The sequence below is a fragment of the Candidatus Krumholzibacteriota bacterium genome (assembly GCA_016931295.1).
Classification (GTDB): domain Bacteria; phylum Krumholzibacteriota; class Krumholzibacteriia; order Krumholzibacteriales; family Krumholzibacteriaceae; genus JAFGEZ01.
Genome location: JAFGEZ010000022.1, coordinates 44163 through 62446, shown reverse-complemented (window position 1 = coordinate 62446; position 18284 = coordinate 44163). Strand labels below are relative to the sequence as shown.

Below are 18284 nucleotides of genomic sequence, written 5' to 3'. Positions count from 1 at the left end.
GCAGGCCGGGCTACAATCAAATCGCGGCCCCCAAACCGCGCGGAGGGACCCTGCAGGTGGGAGACGGACATCGCAACCCGATCGAACAAACGCTGACGGCCGTGCTCGTGGCGGCGGCCCTCACCGGCGTCTATGTTTTGTGGACCCGCTCGCTCGAGCCGGCAAACCTCGCCGTCGTCGGATTCTCCGCCCTCGTCGTGGCCGGCCTCTTCACCACCGCGCGGCGGTTTCCCCGCATCACGCCGAAACGGATCCTCTACTCGATCCTCTACCTCTTCTACCTGCTCGGCGCGATCGTGCGTTCGAACCTCGACGTCGCCATCCGCGTCGTCAGGCCGCGCATCCCGATCGACCCGGGCATCGTCGCGGTGACGACGCGGCTCCGATCGCCGATGGGACGGACCGTCCTCGCCAACTCGATCACGCTCACCCCCGGCACGCTCTCCGTCGAGATCCGCGGCGACCGTCTCTACATCCACTGGATCGACGTCGCCGGTCGCGACCGCGAGGCGGCGACCCGCGAGATCGTCCGCCCCTTCGAGCGGTTCCTGGAGGTCATCTTTGGCTGAGCTGCTGATGCATATCGCTGGCGCCGTCGCGCTCGCCGGCGTCCTGCTCGCCGCGGCGCGCTTCCTGCTCGGCCCGAGCCCGGCCGACCGCACCGTCGCGCTCGACACCCTCACGGTGATCTCGATCTCCCTGATCGCCCTCGTGGCGCTCGAGGCGGGACGGGGCATCTACCTCGACGTCGCCATGGTCTACGGCATCCTCAGCTTCATCGGGGTCGTCGCGGTCGCGCGCTACCTGGAAGGGGGACTGTGATGGCGGCGATGCAGCTCGCCGGATCGATCGTCTCGCTCGCCGGGTCGCTCTTCCTCTTTCTCGGCGCGCTCGGCGTCCTCCGCATGCCGGACATCTACAACCGGATGCAGGCGGGGACGAAGGCGACCACGCTCGGCAGCATCATGACGCTCGTCGGCATCGGCATCTACCGCCCCGAATGGCTCCCGCAGACGCTCATCCTCGCCGGGTTCGTCCTGATGACCAATCCCCTCTCCTCGCACGCCCTCGCGCGGGCCGCGCACGCCGCGCGCATCCCCCTCGCCGCCGGCACGGTCGTCGACCGCCTCCGCGAGGACGAGGACGCCGCGGGCGTCGCGGGACACAAGGCCGCGGAGAACGCCCCGGCCGCGGGCGCCGGCTTGAACGACGGGGAGGCGCCGTGATCACCGCCCTCGTCGTCGTCTCCGGGATCGTGATGGTCGCCTCCGCGCTGGCGGCGATGCACCTGCGCAGCCTCGTCGCGGCGATCGTCGCCGTCGGGCTCATGAGCCTCTTCGCGAGCGTCCTCTATCTCGTCCTCGCCGCGCCCGACGTGGCGATGACCGAGGCGGCGATCGGCGCGGGCCTCTCGACGGTGATCTTCCTCTACGCCCTCCGGCGGACGCGAGACCGGGAGGCCGACGATGATTAAGCGCATCATCGCCTTCCATCTCGTCGCCGCGGCGGCCCTCCTGCTCTGGGGGATCGTCGACGGCCGGGTCCCGCCTGGATCCCTCGGCGGCGTCGGCCGCGACTACGTCGAGCGCACGCCGGGGGAGCTCGGCGCGGCGAACGTCGTGACGGGCATCGTCGTCACCTGGCGCGGGCTCGACACCCTGGGCGAGGTGACCGTCCTCTTCCTCGCCGCGGCGGGCGTCGCCCTCGTGCTCCGGCGGCGGGAGGGCGCGGCGGAAAACGCGGCGGCTCCGGAGGCCCCGCGGCGCGACTCGAGCGAGATACTCGAGACGGGAAGCGCCTTCCTCGTCCCGGCGATCGTGATGTTCGGCGTCTACATCTTCCTGAACGGGCACCTCACCCCCGGCGGGGGATTCCAGGGCGGGGCCGTCGTCGCCTCCGCCGTGCTGCTCCTCTTCCTCGTTCACCCCGGTTACCGGACGGCGCATCGCGCACTCGAGGCGGTCGAGTCGGTTTCCGGCGCCCTCTACGTCGCGGCGGGCCTGCTCGGGCTCCTGCTCGCCGGGGGCTTTCTCGACAACCGGTTCCTGCCGCCCGGCGTCTTCGGGACGATCCTCAGCGCGGGAGCCATCCCCGTGATCTACACGCTCATCGGGCTCAAGGTCGGCGCCGAGCTGGCCGGGATCCTCGACTCGTTGCGGGGAGGCGGCGAATGACCGGAGCCCTCGTCATCGGCGCGCTGCTGATCCTCGTGGGGCTGTGGGGGCTCATGACGCGGCGGAACATGATCCGGATGGTGCTGGCGATCGCCGTCGCCGAGACGGGGCTTCAGATCGTCATGATCGCCGTCGGCTATGTCCGGGGCGGCACGGCGCCGATCATAGACTCGGCGCTTTCGGCGGAGGCGGCCGCCGGGGCCGCCGTCGACCCGGTGCCGCAGGCGCTCGTCCTCACGGCGATCGTCATCGGCGTCGCGGTGAACGCGCTGATCCTCGCGCTCGTCGTCAGGCTCCACCGCCGGGGCGGATCGCTCGACGTCGACGATTACACGGAGTCGAGATGGTGAACCCGATCCTCATCGTCGCCCTGCCGCTCGGCGCGGCCTTCCTCCTGCCACTCGCGGCGAGGCTCGGCAAAGCCGCGTCCGCAGCGCTTTTCTACGCCGCCCTCCTCGCCGTCGCGGCGATCGCCGGGCAGTGGACGTACATCCTCGTCGCCGCGGGCGGCGATGCGGCGCGGATCTTCACCGCGGGAGCCCGCCCGCCCCTCTCGATCGAGCTCGCCATGGGACCGGTCGAGGCGGCGCTCGTCTTCGGCGCCGCTCTCGTCGCCCTCGCCGGGAGCGTGTACATGCACCGCGAGATGGAGGGGCCGCGCGACCGGGCCCTCGTGCTCCTCTTCGTCCTCGGCGCGTCGGGGATCGTGATGACGCGCGACGTCTTCAACCTCTTCGTCTTCCTCGAGATCCTCTCGATATCGAGCTACGCCCTCGTCGCCGCGGACGGTTCCCGGCGGGCGACGGCGGCGGCCTTCAAGTACGCGGTGGCGGGAAGCATCGCCTCGATCGCCTTCCTGCTCGGGACGATCCTCCTCTACGCGCAGACCGGCACGCTCGGCCTCGACGGGATGATCGCCCGGGGGGCGGCCGGCCCGGCAATCTTCCTCCTCATGCTCGCGCTCGTCGTCGAGATGAAGCAGTTTCCGGCCAACGGCTGGGCGCTCGACGTCTACGAGTCGGCGCGCCCCGGCGTGGCGGCGCTGATCTCCGCCGCGGGATCGGGGGCGGTTTTCTTCGCCCTCTGGAAAGCGCTGCCGCTGGCGGGGGAGGCCTGGCGGCTGACCGTCGCGATCGCGGGGGGAACGACCTTCGTCGTCTCCGGTTTCATGGGTCTCCGCCAGGGCGGCGCGCGCCGGCTGCTCGGCTATTCCTCGATCGGCCAGATGGGCCTGCTGCTTCTCGTCGCCGGCCTCGCCACCCGGCTCGGCGCGGGGGCGGCGGTCGTCGCGGGCGCCCTCTTCCTGAACCACCTCCTCGCGAAGGCCGGGCTCTTCTGGCTCGCCGGCCTCGTCGACGGCGACCGGCTCGAGTGCTGGAGCGCCCTCGGGCGGCGCCCGGCGATGCTCGCCTTCTTCGGACTCTTTGTGCTCGCCCTCGTCGGGATGCCCCCCTTCGCCGGCTTCTGGGGCAAGTGGTCGCTCGTCACCGCGCTCGCCGGCACGGGCCGCGGGTGGATGTGGACCGTCCTTCTCGGTTCCCTGCTCGAGGCGGCCTACCTCTTCAGGTGGCTCGGGATGGCCGCGCGCCGGGAGCCCGCGGAGGCGGCGCCGGCCGGCGGCCCGCTCCGCCTGGCGCCGATCGGGCTCTTCGCCGCGATCGCCCTGCTGCTCGGCCCGATCTTCGCCCACGGCGCCACGCCGCGCGCCGGGCAGCTCATCGCGGCATTCCCCGGGGGCGCGGCCCCGTGGTGCCCCTTCGCGCGCCTGGTTTCGCCGGCCGTCTTCGCGGCGGGCGAGGCGATCCGCGCATGGCCGGGCGCCTTCCACCTGCCGTGGATCATCGCCGGCCTCCTCGCCGCGCTCGGCGGGCTGCCGGCCCGCCTGCGCGCCGCGCTCGCCATCGCCGCCGTCGCGGGGATCGGCGCGCTCGTCGTCCCGCAGCTCACCGGCCTGCCCCTCGTCTTCGCCGCCTTCTTCGCGGGCGGCGGGCTCGTCCTCTCGATCGCGCTTTTCTCGCGGCGCACGGCCGACGCGGGGCTCTTCCCGCTCGTCGTCCTGATGCTCGGCTCCTTGATCTTCCTTCCCGCCTCGCAAAACACGCTGCAGTTCTTCTTCGCATGGGAGATGATGACCCTCTCCTCCTACCTGCTCGTCCTCCGCGGGCGGCGGGCGGAGAAGGCGGCCCTCTCCTACGCGCTCTTCTCGATCGGCGGGGCCTTCCTCGCCCTCGCCGGCTTCGCGATCGCCTTCGCGTCGACCGGGGGAGACGCCTCCCTCGCCGCCGTCGCCGCCGCCGGAACGCGTTCCTTCGGGCTCGTGGCGGCGGGGATGCTCGTCAAGCTCGCCGCGATCGGCGTCCACGTCTGGGCCCCGGGAACCTACGCCGAGACGGAGGACGACGTGACGCCCCTCTTCTCGGGGCTCCTCTCCAAGGCGGGGATCGCCGGGCTCGTCCTCTTCGGCGCCACGGCCGGATCGATGCGCGCCGGGCCGATCGACCCGTGGACGATCCTCGGGTGGATCGGGGCGCTGACCGCCTTCTTCGCCACCCTCTACGCGGTCTTCCAGGAGGACGCCAAGCGGCTCCTCGCCTGGTCGAGCGTCGGCCAGGTCGGCTACATCGTGCTCGGGCTCGCCGCGATGAGCCACCTCGGCTGGGTCGCCGCCCTCTATCACACGGTCAACCACTTCCTCTTCAAGGCGCTGCTCTTCCTCGCGATCGCCGGCGTCATCCGGCGGACGGGGACGCGCCTGATGTACGAGATGGGCGGCCTCATCAAGCGGATGCCCTTCTCGTTCGTCTCGGTCCTCCTGGGGATCATCGCCCTCTCCGGCGTGCCCCCCCTGACCGGCTTCGGCGGGAAGTGGCTCCTCTACGAGGCGCTGATCGAGCGCGGCTGGCTCCTCCAGACCGGCGTGGCCTTCATGGCGAGCACGATCGCCTTCCTCTACTGCTTCCGCCTGATCCACGCGATCTTCCTCGGCCAGCCGAAACCGCGGTTCCGCTCGGTAAAGCGGGCCCCGCTCGCCCTGCTCGTGCCGCAGTACCTGCTGATCGCGGCGATCATGCTCGTCTCCTTCTTCCCGAAGACGCTCCTTTCCCCGCTCTCCGCGGCGGTCGCCGGCCGTTTCCCCGAGACACTCTCGTGGAGCGGACAGACGGCGACGAGCTCGCTCGGCCACTGGAACGCGACGATCCTCATGATCATGGTGATGACCGTCTTCGCCCTCTCCCTCGTCTACCTGATGCTGATCCTGCCCCGCCCGCAAAAGGTCAGGCAGTTCAACATCGTCTACGCGTCCGAGCGCCCCGACCGCCCCGAGACGACCCACTACGCGTGGCGCTTCTTCGCTCCCTACGAGCGGGCGATGGCTCCCGTCCTCAGGCCCCTCGTCAGGCGGTTCTGGGAATCCGTCGCCGAGTGGGCGCTGACGGCCGGCGGCGCGCTCCGGCAGGTCTACACGGGGAACGCGCAGACATACGCGATCTTCATCCTCCTCCAGGGGGCGATCCTGTGGCTCATCTCGCGGGGGGTGGCGCGATGACGTACTGGCTCGCCGCCGTCGGACGGGCGATCGTCTCGCTCTTCTTCATCATGAACGTCGGCCTTCTCACCTTCGGGGTCGTCGGGCGCATCGTCGCGCGCGTCCACGGCCGCATCGGGCCGCCGGTCTGGCAGCCCTACGTCAACATCGTCAAGACGATCTCGATGCGGACCGCCGTGTCGCACGGCGTGATGTTCTATCTCGGACCGGTCTTCCGCATCACCGGCGGCGTGGGCCTCTACCTGCTCATTCCCGCCGTCCACGGCTCGACGTGGCTGGGGAACTTCCACTTCACGGGCGACCTCATCCTCGTCGTCTACTTCATCTTCTTCGGCATGCTCGGCATGGCGCTCGGCGCCGCCGAGAGCGGGCACCCCTACTCGGCCATGGGGGTCATGCGCGGGCTCACCCAGGTGACCGCATCGGAGGTCCCCTTCGCATTCGCGATCATCGCGCTGGCCGCCCGGCACCACAGCCTCTCGATCACGGAGATCGTCGCCGCGCAGCAGGGCGGGCTGCTGCACTGGAACCTCTTCGTCGCGCCGGTGGCGACGGCGGCGGGGCTCTTCTCGCTGCTCGGGATGATGATGCAGTCGCCCTTCGACATCCATCTCGCCCCGCAGGAGATCCCGATCGGCCCGCCGACGGAGTTCCACAGCTCGTACCTGGCGCTCCTGCAGACCAACCGCTCGATCTTCGCCACGGCGAAGCTCGTGCTCTTCGTGAACCTCTTCTTCGGCGGCGCGACGTCGATCGTCGCGCTCGTCGTGAAGGTGTTCGTCCTCTTCCTCTTCCCGGTGGCCGTGGGGGTCGTCTTTCCCCGCTACCGGGTGGAACAATCGGTGCGATGGTTCCTCGGCGTGCCGACGGCGATCGGCATCGCCGCGGTGCTGATCGAGACCTTCTGATCGGAGAGACCATGACCGACGACGAACGGCGCATCATCGATCCGCGCGAGGCGACCCCCGCCGGCGCCGCGGCCGACCGGCCCGCCGGCGGATCGGCGGCCGGGGAGATCGACGAGATGGCCGAGCTCTTCTGCGACGCCAGGCCGCAGGCGGTCGATCCGGCCGCCAACCGCGTCGTGCGCGCCTTCTACAACTGGGCCCAGGCGAACTCCCTCTTCATCCTCGCCTTCGGCACGGGATGCGGGGCGATCGAGCTGCGGCCGCTCTTCACGGCGCGCTACGACATCTCGCGCTACGGGATCATGCCGCGGCCGACGCCGCGCCAGTCGGGGCTCTTCATCATCGGCGGCTACGCGTCGATCAAGACGATGAAGCGGATCATCCGGTCGTACGAACAGATGCAGAACCCGAAGTTCGTCATGGGTCTCGGCTCCTGCACGGTGAACGGCGGGATGTACTGGGACTCCTACAACACGATCAACCGGCTCGACTACTACCTTCCCGTGGACGTCTACGTGGCCGGGTGCATGCCGCGCCCCGAGTCGCTGATCGCGGGATTCGGCCGGCTCAAGACGCTGATCCGCGAGGGCAGGGCCGAGGGGGCCAACCGGTACGCCGAGAACTTCGACTGGTACAAGGCGAACCAGAAGCGGATCATCAAGGACTGGAACATGCCGGAGTACAACTGGTAGGCCCGTCGGGCCCGCCCGGAGAGACGACGATGGAAGACACGCTGCGCACACTCGTGGAACGCTTCGACGCGACCGGCGTCGACCGCCGACGCGACCGGCTCGCCTTCGCGATCGTGCCGCCGGACCGTCTCGTCGACGCGGTCACGTGGCTGCGCGACCTGGCCGGCTATCGCCACCTCGTCCTTCTCACCGCCGTGGACCGGATCGAGGAGGGGATCTTCCGTCTCCTCTACCTGCTCCGCGCCCCGGAGGAACGGGCCGACATCGGGCTCCACGTCGATGTGCCCCGCGAGGGGGCGTCGATGGAGAGCATCCACCATCTCTGGGCGGCGGCGCGGGTCTACCAGCGCGAGTTGCGGGAGATGTTCGGGATCGATTTCCCGGGCAGCCCGGAGGTGGACGTCTCCATGATCCTCGAGGGATGGGACGGCCCGCCGCCGATGCGGCGGGATTTCGACACGAGAAAATACAGCGAGGAGACTTTCTACCCGCGGGAGGGGCGCGAGACGCGCGATCCGGCCGCACACGCGGCCGTCACCCGTTACCCCGCGGACGAGCAGGTGAAGGATGAGATACGACGAGTCGCCAGGGAAAACCGGACGCGCGGCGAATAGCCCGGGGCCGGCGCCCGATCCGGGCGCGCCGCCGAGGGCAGCCGTTTCCCGCCCCCCCGATCCGTGGCCTCCCGTCCGGGGAGAGCGCCCGGCGCTCGACCTCGACAGCGGCCGCTACCTGAAGATCTGGCAGGGGCCGCAGCACCCGGGGAGCACGGGCAACATGGCCCTCGAGCTGACGCTCGAGGGGGACGTCGTCGTGGACTGCCGCACGCACGTCGGCTACCTGCACCGGGGCTTCGAGAAGCTGATGGAGCGGCGGCGCTTCATCCAGTGCTTCCCGATCGTCTGCCGCATCTGCGTGCCGGAGCCCGATTTCAACGAGTACCTCTTCGCCGCGGCGACCGAGGAGCTGGCCGGGATCGCGATCCCCGAGCGCGCCCGCTGGATCCGGGCCCTCACCCTCGAGCTCACACGGATCGCCTCGCTCACGATGGGGCTCGGCGGCCAGGCGGGGGCCTTCGGCCTCGGCACGGTCGGGCAGTGGGCCGTCGCCCACCGCGATTTCGTCCTCGACCTCTTCGAGGAGCTGAGCGGCCACCGCATCTACCACATGTACATCATCCCCGGCGGCGTCCGCGACGACCTCCCCGAGGGATTCGCCGGCCGGATCGAGGACGTCCTGGGGAAGATCGAGACGCTCGTCGGCGACATCGAGCGCGTGATGTTCGCCAACGCCGTCTTCAAGGCCCGCGCGCGCGGTCTCGGCCGGATCCCCCCGGAATGGATCGAGTTCTTCGGCGTCACGGGGACGACCGCCCGCGCCGCCGGCGTCCGCCGGGACGTCCGGCGCGACGCCCCCTACCTCGTCTACGACGAGCTCGCATTCGAGCCGATCGTCGGAACGCGGTCGGACGTCTACGAACGGTCGCTCCTGCGCAAGGAGGAGATCCTCCTCGCCGTCCGCCTCGTCCGCGAGATCCTCGCGCGGATGCCGCGCGGCCCGGTGCGCGAGCGCCTGCCCAACCCGCTGCACTGGCGGATCCCCGCGGGCGAGACCTACGTCCGCGCCGAGAGCGGGCGCGGGGAATACGGATACTACCTGGTCGCCGACGGCACGGCATACCCCCGGCGGGTCTGCGTGCGCGGCGCGAGCTACACGCACGCGATGGCCCTCCTCGAGGAGCTGGCCGTCGGCGTCAGCGTGGCGGACGTGGCGGGGCTGATGGCCTCGCTGCAGACCTGTCCGCCCGAGATCGAGAGATAGGATGAACCTGAGAGACGTCATATCGCCCTTCTACGCCTGGAAGCGGGCGCTCGAGAAGCCCTTCACGATCCGCCGCCCCGTCGAGGACCGCCCCGGCTCGCCGCGCTACCGCGGCTTCCACGTGAACGACGTCGACCGCTGCATCGGCTGCGGCACCTGCGAGGCGATCTGCCAGAACGAGGCGATCGACATGGTCTTTGTTCCCGGGGCCGACCCGGCCACGGGCGCCGCCGCCGGCGACAGCGGTTTGCGCCCCCGCGTCGACTACGGACGCTGCTGCTGGTGCGCCCTCTGCGTCGACGTCTGCCCGACCGGCTGCCTCGGGATGGCGAGCGAGTACAACTGGATCACGCTCGACGGCGACGACTGGCGGTACGTGCCGGGCGTCGAGACGAAGCCGTGGGACGGCGACGGCCGCGGCTACCGCCGCGGCGGGGAGGCGTGGCTGCTCGACCCGGCGCGGACGGCGATGCCGATGCTCGAGCCGGCCGCCCGGAGCCGGACCTTCGACGAGATGACACTCGGCTACGACGACGATCTCGCCCGGGCCGAGGCGATGCGGTGCATCGAGTGCGGCCTCTGCGTCGAGGCCTGCCCCACGCACATGGACGTGCCGCAGTACATCCGCGCGATCCGGGAAAACCGTCTCGACGACGCCCTCGAGCTCCTCTACGACACCAATCCCTTCTCCGAGTCCTGCGGCCGCGTCTGCACGGCGCGGTGCGAGGAGGCCTGCGCCCTCGGCCGCGAGGGCGAGCCGATCGCGATCCGCTGGCTGAAGCGCCACATCACCGATTCCACGCTCGCGCGCCGCAACGAGGTCATCGCCCCCTCGCGCACGCGCGCCGACACGGGAAAGCGCGTCGCGGTCGTCGGCGGGGGGCCCTCCGGGCTCACCGCGGCCTTCTACCTCCGCCAGTTCGGGCACGCCGTGACCGTCTTCGAGATGAACGGGCAGCTCGGCGGGATGCTGCGCTACGGGATCCCCGCCTACCGGCTCCCCGACGAGGTGCTCGACCGCGAGATCGGCGTGATCCTCGACGCCGGCGTCGAGACCGAGCTCGGCGTGCGCGTCGGCGGCGACACGGGGCTCGCCGACCTGCGCAGGCGGTTCGACGCCGTCTACGTCGCCATCGGCGCCTGGGAGGGCAGCCGCATGCCGATCGACGGGCTCGACGAGGCCGGCGTCCTCATCGGGATCGAGTTCCTCGATCGCATCGCCGGCGGCGAGCGCCCCGACCTCGGCCGCTCGGTGGCCGTCGTCGGCGGCGGCAACACGGCGATGGACTGCTGCCGGTCGGCCGTGCGGCTCGGCGCCGGCGAGGTGCGGATCCTCTACCGCCGGACCGAGCGGGAGATGCCGGCCGCCCGCGAGGAGATCGAGGAGGCGCGCGAGGAGGGCGTCGTCATGGACTTCCTCGTCACGCCCGTCGGCATCGCGCGCCGCGGCGGCCGCCTCGCGATCACCTGCCTCCGGATGGAGCTCGGCGAGCCCGACGCGAGCGGACGCCGCCGCCCCGTGCCGATCGAGAAATCGGAGTTCGTCGTCGAGGCCGACACCTGCATCATGGCGATCGGCCAGCAGGTCGTCGGCCGGATGGCCGAGGAGGCGGGCGTCGCCGTGACGCGCTGGAACACCGTGGAGACCGATCCCGACACCCTCCAGACCGACGTGGCGGGGATCTTCGCCGGCGGGGACGGCCGGACCGGCCCCGACGACGCCATCGCCGCCGTCGCCGACGGCAAGCGAGCCGCCTGGCGCATCCATCGATACCTGATGAAAGGAACGCCATGAGCCGGGATGCGAAACAGCCGCGTTTCGACACGATCGACGCGGTCTTCGACTTCGCCGTGGAGAAAGAGGAAGAGGCCGCCGCGTTCTACCGCGAGTGGGCCGACCGGGTCGCCCACGAGGCGATCCGGCGCGTCTTCGCCGAGTTCGCCGGCGAGGAGGAGAAGCACCGCGCGAAGCTCGTCGCCGCCCGCGAGGGCGCGTCGACGATCCACGAGGGCGGGCGCGTCCCCGACCTCAGGCTCGCCGACCACTTCGTCGACGTCGAGCCGCACCCCGACATGAGCTACGGGGACGCGCTCCGCGTTGCGATCGCCCGCGAGAAGGCCGCTCACGACATGTACCTCGACCTCGCCGCCGCCTGGTCGTCGACCCGGTTCGCCGGCCTCTTCGCCGACCTCGCCGAGGAGGAGGCCGGGCACAAGCTGAAGCTCGAGACGATCTACGACGACACCTTCCTGAAGGAAGGCTGACCCGCGATCACCGGGCCGTTTGCCCGCCCCGACGCCCGCGTTCCGGCCCGCCCCGCGCGTTACAGCGCCGGATCGCCGCCGCCCGTTTCACCGCGGAATCTTTCCCGCCCGCGAAAATTATTTGATTTTCCGATTAATGAACGCCGCCCCGCTCGCGTACCATGGACGTGAACGCGAAAGAAACACACGGGGAACAGGCGATCATGGACGAAACGGCTCCACGTATCGATATCGACGAGGCCGCCGGCAGGTTCCGGCGGGGCGACGAGGAGGCATTCCGCGAGATCGTCGAGACGATGACGCGCCCCCTCGCCGCCGCCGCGTGGCGGTACGCGCAGGACTGGGACACGGCGCGCGACCTCTGCCAGGAGACGTGGATCAGGGTCTGGGAGACGATCGATCGCTACGACCCGGGCCGGTCCTTCGCCGCGTGGCTCTTCACCATACACCGGAACAACTGCCTGAGCTGGCTCCGGCGCGCCTCGACGCGGCGCGAGGTCGCCACGGACCGGCCGCTGCGGATCGTCCGCGAACACGAGGGGCCCGACCGGCGCTGCGAGCGGGGCGAGTTCGTCCGGCGCGTCCTCGGCGCCGCCCGGACCCTCCCCGACCGGCAGCGGGAGGTCTTTCTCGCCGTCGACGTCGAGCAGCGCCCCCGCGTCGAGGTGGAAACGATGCTCGGCATGAGCGAGGCGACGCTCCGGACGACCCTGCACAACGCGAGGAAACGAGTCGCGCGCCTTCTCGGCGCGACGGAGGACCGATCATGAACGCACGAAACGACTGCGAACGCTTCCAGGATCTCCTCGACGGCCTGCCCGGCCTCGCGTTGGACGAGCGGGCGGAGCTCGACGCCCACGCCGCACGCTGCGGCGAGTGCGCCGCGATGCTCGAGATCCGCATGGCCTTTCTCGAACCGCCCGCCGGCACGCTCGAGGATCGGGTGCCCGACGGGACGGCCGGCGCGATGTGGCGCCGGGTCTCCGCAGGGATCGAGCGCCGGCGCGCGCACGCGATCATCTCCCCCGCCGGCGGCAGGCGGCGTGCCTTCGTCCCGGCCCTCGCCGCTGCGGTCGCCGTCCTCGTATTCACGCTCGGCTTCCTCTTGTCGGAAATCCGACATCTCCGGCAAAGCGAAACGCGCCTCCTGAGCATGGTCCAAAGCCAGGAGAAGGCGATCGATCTCGTCCTCGCCCGGAACGACGAAACGGCCGCCGGCGCACCGATGTCCTTCGGCGGCCGCGGCGAGCTCAAAGCGGGAGAGCTCCTCGCGATGCTCGGGAAACTCGACCCGGACGTATCGGTCCTCGGCGCCGCCGAGACCGGACGCCTGCTCGCCGGGTGGAACCGGTTCGCCCTCCTCGCCCTCCTCGCCGGCAGTGACCGGGTCGAGACGGAAGACGGGATCCAGGCGGGCGAGCTCGCGGCGCTGATCCGCGCATCGGGCGTCTCACCGGAGACGCGCATCCCCGCCCGGCTCGTGAACGCGGCCGCCCGGGGCCGCGGCAGACCGGGCATGACGCTGTGAACGGAATGACGGACACGATCGAACGCAAGGAGAAGACGATCATGAAAACGACACGAAAGAAGACGATCGCCCTCGCCGCGGCGGCCCTGCTCGTCGCGTTCCTCGGGGGATGCAACGAATACCGGATCGCGGTCTCGGTCGACGGGAACGGCGGCGGCACGAGGGCCGTGGAGCTCACGATGGAGGAGGTCTCCGGCGAGCAGGTCACCGTCGACGTGGACGAGATGCCCCGCATCTTCGCCATCGGGGACGATGCAACCGAACGCATCGAGCGTCGGACAACCGACGACGGATCGCAGCAGCTCGTCTACCGCACCTCGCGGACGATGAAGACGCCGGCCGACTGGGCGGCGGCGAAGACGGACGTGCAGATCGACGCGGCTCTCGCCGGCGGCGACTTCGCCGACGTGCGGTTCACGAACAGCGTCTCCGTCGAGACGGACCGTTCCGCCTCGGGCCGCCGGTACACCTACCGCGAGACCTTCGCCTGGCGCGGCCTGCTCGACGTGCTCGCCGAAAAGATGGCGGATCGGTACGTTTTCCGGATGGCCGAGCGATTCCCCGATCTCACCGGCGAGGAGAAGGCCGGGCTCCGCGGCGCCATGGCGGGGGTGATCACGGTGGGGTTCAAGAGCATGCGCGAAAAGGACGACGAGATGGAGAAGCTCCGCGAGTTCGCCTCGCTCGTCACCGAACAGTCGGCGGCGATCCTCGGCGACCGGATCACGGGAAGCGCGAAATCCCACGTCTTCGACCTCGCGCACGACGTCATCACCGATCCGCAGGACATCCTCGCCGCGCAGATCCAGCGCGTCCTGCCCGGGGTGCTCGTCGCCGGCCACACGGGGATCGTCCTCGAGGTGACGATGCCCGGACGGATCGTCGAGACGAACGGCACGATCTCGGGGGAGAGCACGGTCCGCTGGGAGATCCAGCCCCTCGACATGTTCTCCGTGCCGCGCGAGGCCCTGGCGATCTCCGAGATCGCCGACTGACGCGGCGCGCGTCATCTCATGACGACGACCTTCCTGCAGGCCTGGTAGTTTCCGGCCGCGACCTTCACGAAGTAGACGCCGGGGGCAACGGGCCGCCCCCGGTGGTCCCTCGTGTCCCAGACGACCGTCTTCAGCCCGCCGTACCGGCTCCGGCTGTAGAGGGTCCGCACGCGCCGGCCGGCCGCGTCGTAGACCTTGATGTCGACGAAGGTCTTCGCCTCCACGATCCCCCCGGCGTCGGGGTCGTCAGCCGAGTTCCGCCATTCCACCGGCACGTTCACGGTGAAGACGACGCGGTCGGTGGCGGGATTCGGCAGGAAGGGCGAGACGAGGCCGTCCCCGACCGGGACGATCGTCATCCCGCTCGTCTCGGCGCTCGGGAACCGGTACACGATCGGCTCGCCGCCGATGACGAGGGTGAACCGCGCGACGACGCGATAGCCGTAGCGGCGCCCCGGCAGGACGGTCCCGTCCTCGAACCGGTAGTGGCTCCTCCGGTAGCCCGTCTCGACGGGCGTATCGACCGTCGCGATGACCGTCGCCCGCTCCCCCGCCGTGATGTCGCGGCGCTCGACCTCGAAATCGGCCCCGAAGACCTCGCTCGACGTCGTCCATTCGAGGGTGTTCGATCCCTCCTCCAGCGCGAGCGACAGGGCGAAGTACCGGAGTCCGACGAAGAGCACGTCGCGCTCCGCGCCCCCCCGGTAGCCGGCGGCGTTCCGTCCCTCGACCCGCACGACGTTCAGCCCCGGCTCGAACCCCACGAGGGTATCCGAGACGTCCTCCCTGCTCTCGTTCCACGTACCGTCGGCCGGCGGGGCGCCGGGGCCGGAAACCTGCATCCCGTTGACGAACCACGCGCCGTCGACGAGCCGCTGGGCCACGTCGTTCATCAGGCCGGGAAAGAGGGCGAGCTGCGCCGGATTCGCGTTCGGCCGCGCGACCCCCTCGATCCGCGCCCCCATGACGAAGCGGTTCGCGTAGATCGTGTCGGGATTCACGCCGGGGGCGTCGATGAACTCGACGACGGGCGGCACTTCCAGGACGTCGGGGATCGAGTTCCAGTCGTCGTCGGCGAGCCCGATCTGCCCCATCGTCCACTCGCACACGGTCAGCGCCTCCTCGCCGGTGACGCCACGCATGACGCAGGGCGCGATCTCCGTGCAGGGAAGATACTCCGTGTTGCGGTTCGGCACGGCGAGGTATCCGGCGGTCGTGTCGCAGGTCAGGTGCGACCAGCCGTTCTCGTCGAGCGCCCAGAAGACGTGGCACAGCTCGCGGACGAACGAGCGGGCGAATCCCTCCCCGTACCCGAACCGGCATGCGGGAAAGGGCACGACGCAGTACGGGCCGCCGTGCATTGCCCATGAGATGACGGGGCTCGCGTTCCAGCAGCCCGGATCGTACACCCCCGCCGCGGGGTCGTAATGCGCGCTCTGGTCGACGATGAAGGCGGTGAAAACCCAGTCCGCTCCCTGCGCCGCTCGCTCGCCTTCGTTGAATTCGTGGACGGAGAGGTGGACGTCCGTCTCCGACGCCGCGAACCCGAGGGCGGTCATGGCCTGGGCGATCCAGCGGGGCGCCGATTCCCAGTTGGTCTCGATCGGCTCGCCCGCCACCGGGACCTTGATGAAACGATCGTAGTTCAAAACGAACTCGAGGTCCACCCAGCGCAGCTCCTCCCGCAGCTCGTCGAGCCCCGTTGCGACGCCCGCGACGGCGAGGCCGATCTCGTCGAGCGACCAGTTCTCCCCGTCCCCCTCGCTCTCGGGGAAGACGAGGTTGACCAGCACCGTGCCGTAGAGGATCTCGCTGTTCTGGTAGAACCGCCTGGTTGTCTCCGACGGGCTCCGGTCTCCGGCCGCCCCGCCGCCGGCGCGCGCCGCCGTCGCGGGCGTCGGCAGGAGAGCGGAGACCGGCCGCCGCTCATGCGCCGGTTCGCCCCGCGACCCCGCGAACCGTCCCGCGAGGAGCGCGCGGACGGCCGCGATCGTCGGGCGCGGCGCGTCGAACGCAAACAAACCGCCGGCGTCCCGGAGGAGAACGACGGGGAGACCGGCGATATCGCCGCGTTCGACGCCTGCGGGAAACCGTCCGAAGAGAACGTCCGGTGGAAAGGAGACGGCGATGCGCGCCCCGCTCCGCACGAGAGCGGCACGGGCGGCGCGAAAGACGGCCGGGTCGCCATCGGGAATGACGCAGGCCGCCGGCGTGCAGTCGTCGAATTGCGCACGGGCCGGCAAATCGGCCGGCACGGCGGCGCCGAGGACGAGCATCGCGAGAATCGCGCGCCTCATCAGCATTCCTCATCGCATGCAACGGCGGGGTCACTTGAAATATACGGTACGCCGCGCGACGCCACAATGAATGTTCGTAACCGGCGGGCGCGCCGGGCGACGAGTGGACGGGGGCCCCACCCCCCCCTGCTTTCTTCACGGACCGACGCGAAAGGCAGTTTGCATGACGACTCGAATACGGGGGATCGCCCCCTGCCTCCTTCTCGTTTCCCTGTTTGCCGGTTGCGGCGACCAGGAGATCGGCAGCGTCCGGCTCGACCGGACGATCACGATCGACGGCAGCGCCGCCGACTGGACCGGTGTCGTGACCTACCTCGAGCGCGAGACGATGACGGTCATGCGCTTCGCCAATGACGACCGGTTCCTCTACATCCTCGTCTCATCCTCCGACGTGACGATGCAGCGACGGGTCCTGGCCGCCGGGATGACCGTCTGGTTCGACCCTGACGGCGGCGGCGACAAGACCTTCGGCATCGCCTACCCCCGGAAGATGCCGATGGCGATGGCCGGCGCCGCTCCGGGGATGCCGGGGACGGATCCCCGCGCCGTCCCCGGGACGGGCGACGCGGCGAGCGGCGGCGCCAGGGACGATGCCGCGGGTGACGGAGAGGGCAGGGGCCGGGCGGGCGGCGCCGGGATGATCGAGCGACTGATGCGGGACCGGCGCGACGATCTCGATATCCTCGGCCCGGCGAAGGACGCATGCCTGCTGGCGACGGTCGACGAAGCGGCCGCGTACGGGATCGAGGCGATGATCGGATACGAGAACCGTGCACTCGTCTGCGAGCTCAGGATACCGCTCGCGGGGATCGGCGGATCCCCTTACGCTATCGGCGTCCCGGAAGACGCGGCCGTCGGCGTCACGATCGCGACGGGCCGCATGGAGCGCCCGGCGGGCGGCATGGGCGCTCGGCCCGGCGGCGGTATGGGCGAGGACATGGGCGAGCCCCCCGGCGGCGGCATGGGAGGACGGCCCGGCGGCGGCATGGGCGGACGGCCCGGCGGCGGCATGGGCGGACGTCCGGGCGACGATGCGGGTGGTGGGATGCAGGCGTCCGCCAAGCCCTTCTCCTTTCACGCGAAACTCATTCTCGCCGGGGCATCCGGCGAGGCGACGGGGAAAAAACGGTAACCGCTTTTTCCTGCACGTATTACAAGGGAATCACGTGTACCCGGCCGGCCTGGTGTTCCGGCCGGGCGTCGTTTTTTTACTGAAATTAGTTGTATATATACAATATTTCGTGATATATTACCGACATGGAAACGCGGAAGCTGTACAACCGGATCGCCGTCCTCCGCAAGGAACGCGGCGTCTCGCGCCGGGAGCTGGCCGACCGGATCGGCGTCAACGTCCAGACCGTCGGCTACCTCGAGCGCGAAGAATACAACCCGAGCCTCGATCTCGCCCTGCGCATCAGCGAATTCTTCGGCCTGCCAGTCGACCTGGTCTTCTCGACGGAGCCGATGCGGGCGCTGAGCGAGGAATTGCTCGACTACCGGAACCGGGGAGGGAATTCTCGATGAAACGCGAACACTCGATCGGCACGCGCCGCGCGTGGATCGTCCTGAACTATGCGGCCCTCGTTCTCTTCATCGCCGTCTTCGCCGCGGCGGCGCGCGCGGGATGGGGATTCAGGCCGGCCGCCGCGCTCGTCTGCCTCGCCGCGGTGGGCATCTGGAGCTTCGTCTCCCTCTACGGCCGCACGGGGCTGTGGCGGCTCGTCCATGCGCCCGGCGATCGCCTGGACGAGCGCGAGGTGCAGCTGACGCGCGAGGCCCTGCGGTACGCCTACGCCGTCTTCACCGTCATCGCGCTGGTCTATCTCCTGCTGGCGAACATCGTTTCGCGTTTCCCGCTGCTCTCCTTCGAGCCGAAGACGCGTGGCTCGCTGGGAATGATCGCCGTGATGGGGCTCCTGTATCTCGCGCATACGCTCCCCGCGGCGGTGATCGCCTGGCGAGAGCGGCGGATCGCCGTCGACTGAAACCCGCCGGCTCTTCCCCTGTCCAACCGTGCACCGGACGGATGAATTCCTGAAACTCCGCCCGCCGACATT

General features: G+C 70.2%; 20 protein-coding genes. 19 read left to right on the top strand and 1 reads right to left on the bottom strand.

What is annotated here, in order from left to right; all coding sequences use genetic code 11:
- Nucleotides 1-80 precede the first annotated feature (80 nt).
- The 16 genes from JW876_06430 to JW876_06355 all read left to right on the top strand — a co-directional run bounded on the left by JW876_06430 (nucleotide 81) and on the right by JW876_06355 (nucleotide 13930).
- Nucleotides 81-569 carry a Na+/H+ antiporter subunit E gene (locus JW876_06430; protein MBN1885143.1) on the top strand — a complete coding sequence of 163 codons (489 nt, stop codon included), beginning with the start codon at nucleotides 81-83 and terminating at the stop codon, nucleotides 567-569.
- The gene (locus JW876_06425) at nucleotides 562-822 is read left to right on the top strand and encodes a cation:proton antiporter (GenBank protein MBN1885142.1); all 261 of its coding nucleotides are present in this window, start codon (nucleotides 562-564) and stop codon (nucleotides 820-822) included. The genes JW876_06430 and JW876_06425 overlap by 8 nt, the downstream gene beginning before the upstream one ends.
- Nucleotides 822-1226 (top strand): Na+/H+ antiporter subunit G, encoded by a 405-nt coding sequence (locus JW876_06420; GenBank protein MBN1885141.1) that lies wholly within the window; start codon nucleotides 822-824, stop codon nucleotides 1224-1226. Before JW876_06425 ends, JW876_06420 begins: the two co-directional genes overlap by 1 nt.
- The gene (locus JW876_06415) at nucleotides 1223-1474 is read left to right on the top strand and encodes a DUF4040 domain-containing protein (GenBank protein MBN1885140.1); all 252 of its coding nucleotides are present in this window, start codon (nucleotides 1223-1225) and stop codon (nucleotides 1472-1474) included. The genes JW876_06420 and JW876_06415 overlap by 4 nt, the downstream gene beginning before the upstream one ends.
- Nucleotides 1467-2174 carry a sodium:proton antiporter gene (locus JW876_06410; GenBank protein ID MBN1885139.1) on the top strand — a complete coding sequence of 236 codons (708 nt, stop codon included), beginning with the start codon at nucleotides 1467-1469 and terminating at the stop codon, nucleotides 2172-2174. The genes JW876_06415 and JW876_06410 overlap by 8 nt, the downstream gene beginning before the upstream one ends.
- On the top strand, nucleotides 2171-2524 hold the full coding sequence (locus tag JW876_06405; GenBank protein MBN1885138.1) for a cation:proton antiporter subunit C: 354 nt from the start codon (nucleotides 2171-2173) through the stop codon (nucleotides 2522-2524). Before JW876_06410 ends, JW876_06405 begins: the two co-directional genes overlap by 4 nt.
- The gene (locus tag JW876_06400; GenBank protein MBN1885137.1) at nucleotides 2518-5721 is read left to right on the top strand and encodes an NADH-quinone oxidoreductase subunit F; all 3204 of its coding nucleotides are present in this window, start codon (nucleotides 2518-2520) and stop codon (nucleotides 5719-5721) included. Before JW876_06405 ends, JW876_06400 begins: the two co-directional genes overlap by 7 nt.
- Nucleotides 5718-6629, top strand: coding sequence for an NADH-quinone oxidoreductase subunit H (locus tag JW876_06395; GenBank protein MBN1885136.1), 912 nt, complete (start codon nucleotides 5718-5720; stop codon nucleotides 6627-6629). The genes JW876_06400 and JW876_06395 overlap by 4 nt, the downstream gene beginning before the upstream one ends.
- A 116-nt stretch (nucleotides 6630-6745) precedes the next feature.
- Nucleotides 6746-7321 carry an NADH-quinone oxidoreductase subunit NuoB gene (gene nuoB / locus JW876_06390; protein ID MBN1885135.1) on the top strand — a complete coding sequence of 192 codons (576 nt, stop codon included), beginning with the start codon at nucleotides 6746-6748 and terminating at the stop codon, nucleotides 7319-7321.
- A 29-nt stretch (nucleotides 7322-7350) separates the two neighbouring features.
- Nucleotides 7351-7935 carry an NADH-quinone oxidoreductase subunit C gene (locus tag JW876_06385; GenBank protein ID MBN1885134.1) on the top strand — a complete coding sequence of 195 codons (585 nt, stop codon included), beginning with the start codon at nucleotides 7351-7353 and terminating at the stop codon, nucleotides 7933-7935.
- Nucleotides 7889-9142, top strand: a complete 1254-nt coding sequence (locus JW876_06380; GenBank protein ID MBN1885133.1) for an NADH-quinone oxidoreductase subunit D — start codon at nucleotides 7889-7891, stop codon at nucleotides 9140-9142. The genes JW876_06385 and JW876_06380 overlap by 47 nt, the downstream gene beginning before the upstream one ends.
- Before the next feature lies 1 nt (nucleotide 9143).
- Nucleotides 9144-10937 (top strand): FAD-dependent oxidoreductase, encoded by a 1794-nt coding sequence (locus JW876_06375; GenBank protein MBN1885132.1) that lies wholly within the window; start codon nucleotides 9144-9146, stop codon nucleotides 10935-10937.
- A complete protein-coding gene (locus JW876_06370; protein ID MBN1885131.1) occupies nucleotides 10934-11407 on the top strand; it encodes a ferritin family protein in 474 nt (157 codons plus the stop codon). Before JW876_06375 ends, JW876_06370 begins: the two co-directional genes overlap by 4 nt.
- A 203-nt stretch (nucleotides 11408-11610) precedes the next feature.
- The gene (locus JW876_06365) at nucleotides 11611-12177 is read left to right on the top strand and encodes a sigma-70 family RNA polymerase sigma factor (protein MBN1885130.1); all 567 of its coding nucleotides are present in this window, start codon (nucleotides 11611-11613) and stop codon (nucleotides 12175-12177) included.
- Nucleotides 12174-12935 (top strand): hypothetical protein, encoded by a 762-nt coding sequence (locus JW876_06360; GenBank protein MBN1885129.1) that lies wholly within the window; start codon nucleotides 12174-12176, stop codon nucleotides 12933-12935. The genes JW876_06365 and JW876_06360 overlap by 4 nt, the downstream gene beginning before the upstream one ends.
- Nucleotides 12936-12976: 41 nt before the next feature.
- Entirely contained in the window at nucleotides 12977-13930 is a 954-nt protein-coding gene (locus JW876_06355) for a hypothetical protein (GenBank protein ID MBN1885128.1), read from the top strand.
- A gap of 11 nt (nucleotides 13931-13941) precedes the next feature.
- Here the strand turns inward: JW876_06355 and JW876_06350 are convergent, their stop codons facing one another.
- Nucleotides 13942-16227 (bottom strand): hypothetical protein, encoded by a 2286-nt coding sequence (locus tag JW876_06350; protein MBN1885127.1) that lies wholly within the window; start codon nucleotides 16225-16227, stop codon nucleotides 13942-13944.
- Between the two features lie 163 nt (nucleotides 16228-16390).
- Here JW876_06350 and JW876_06345 point away from each other — a divergent pair, with 163 nt between their 5' ends.
- The 3 genes from JW876_06345 to JW876_06335 all read left to right on the top strand — a co-directional run bounded on the left by JW876_06345 (nucleotide 16391) and on the right by JW876_06335 (nucleotide 18212).
- A complete protein-coding gene (locus JW876_06345) occupies nucleotides 16391-17359 on the top strand; it encodes a hypothetical protein (GenBank protein MBN1885126.1) in 969 nt (322 codons plus the stop codon).
- A 125-nt stretch (nucleotides 17360-17484) separates the two neighbouring features.
- Nucleotides 17485-17751: a helix-turn-helix transcriptional regulator gene (locus tag JW876_06340; protein ID MBN1885125.1), complete on the top strand. Its 267-nt coding sequence runs from the start codon at nucleotides 17485-17487 to the stop codon at nucleotides 17749-17751.
- Nucleotides 17748-18212, top strand: coding sequence for a hypothetical protein (locus JW876_06335; protein MBN1885124.1), 465 nt, complete (start codon nucleotides 17748-17750; stop codon nucleotides 18210-18212). Before JW876_06340 ends, JW876_06335 begins: the two co-directional genes overlap by 4 nt.
- Nucleotides 18213-18284: the final 72 nt, after the last annotated feature.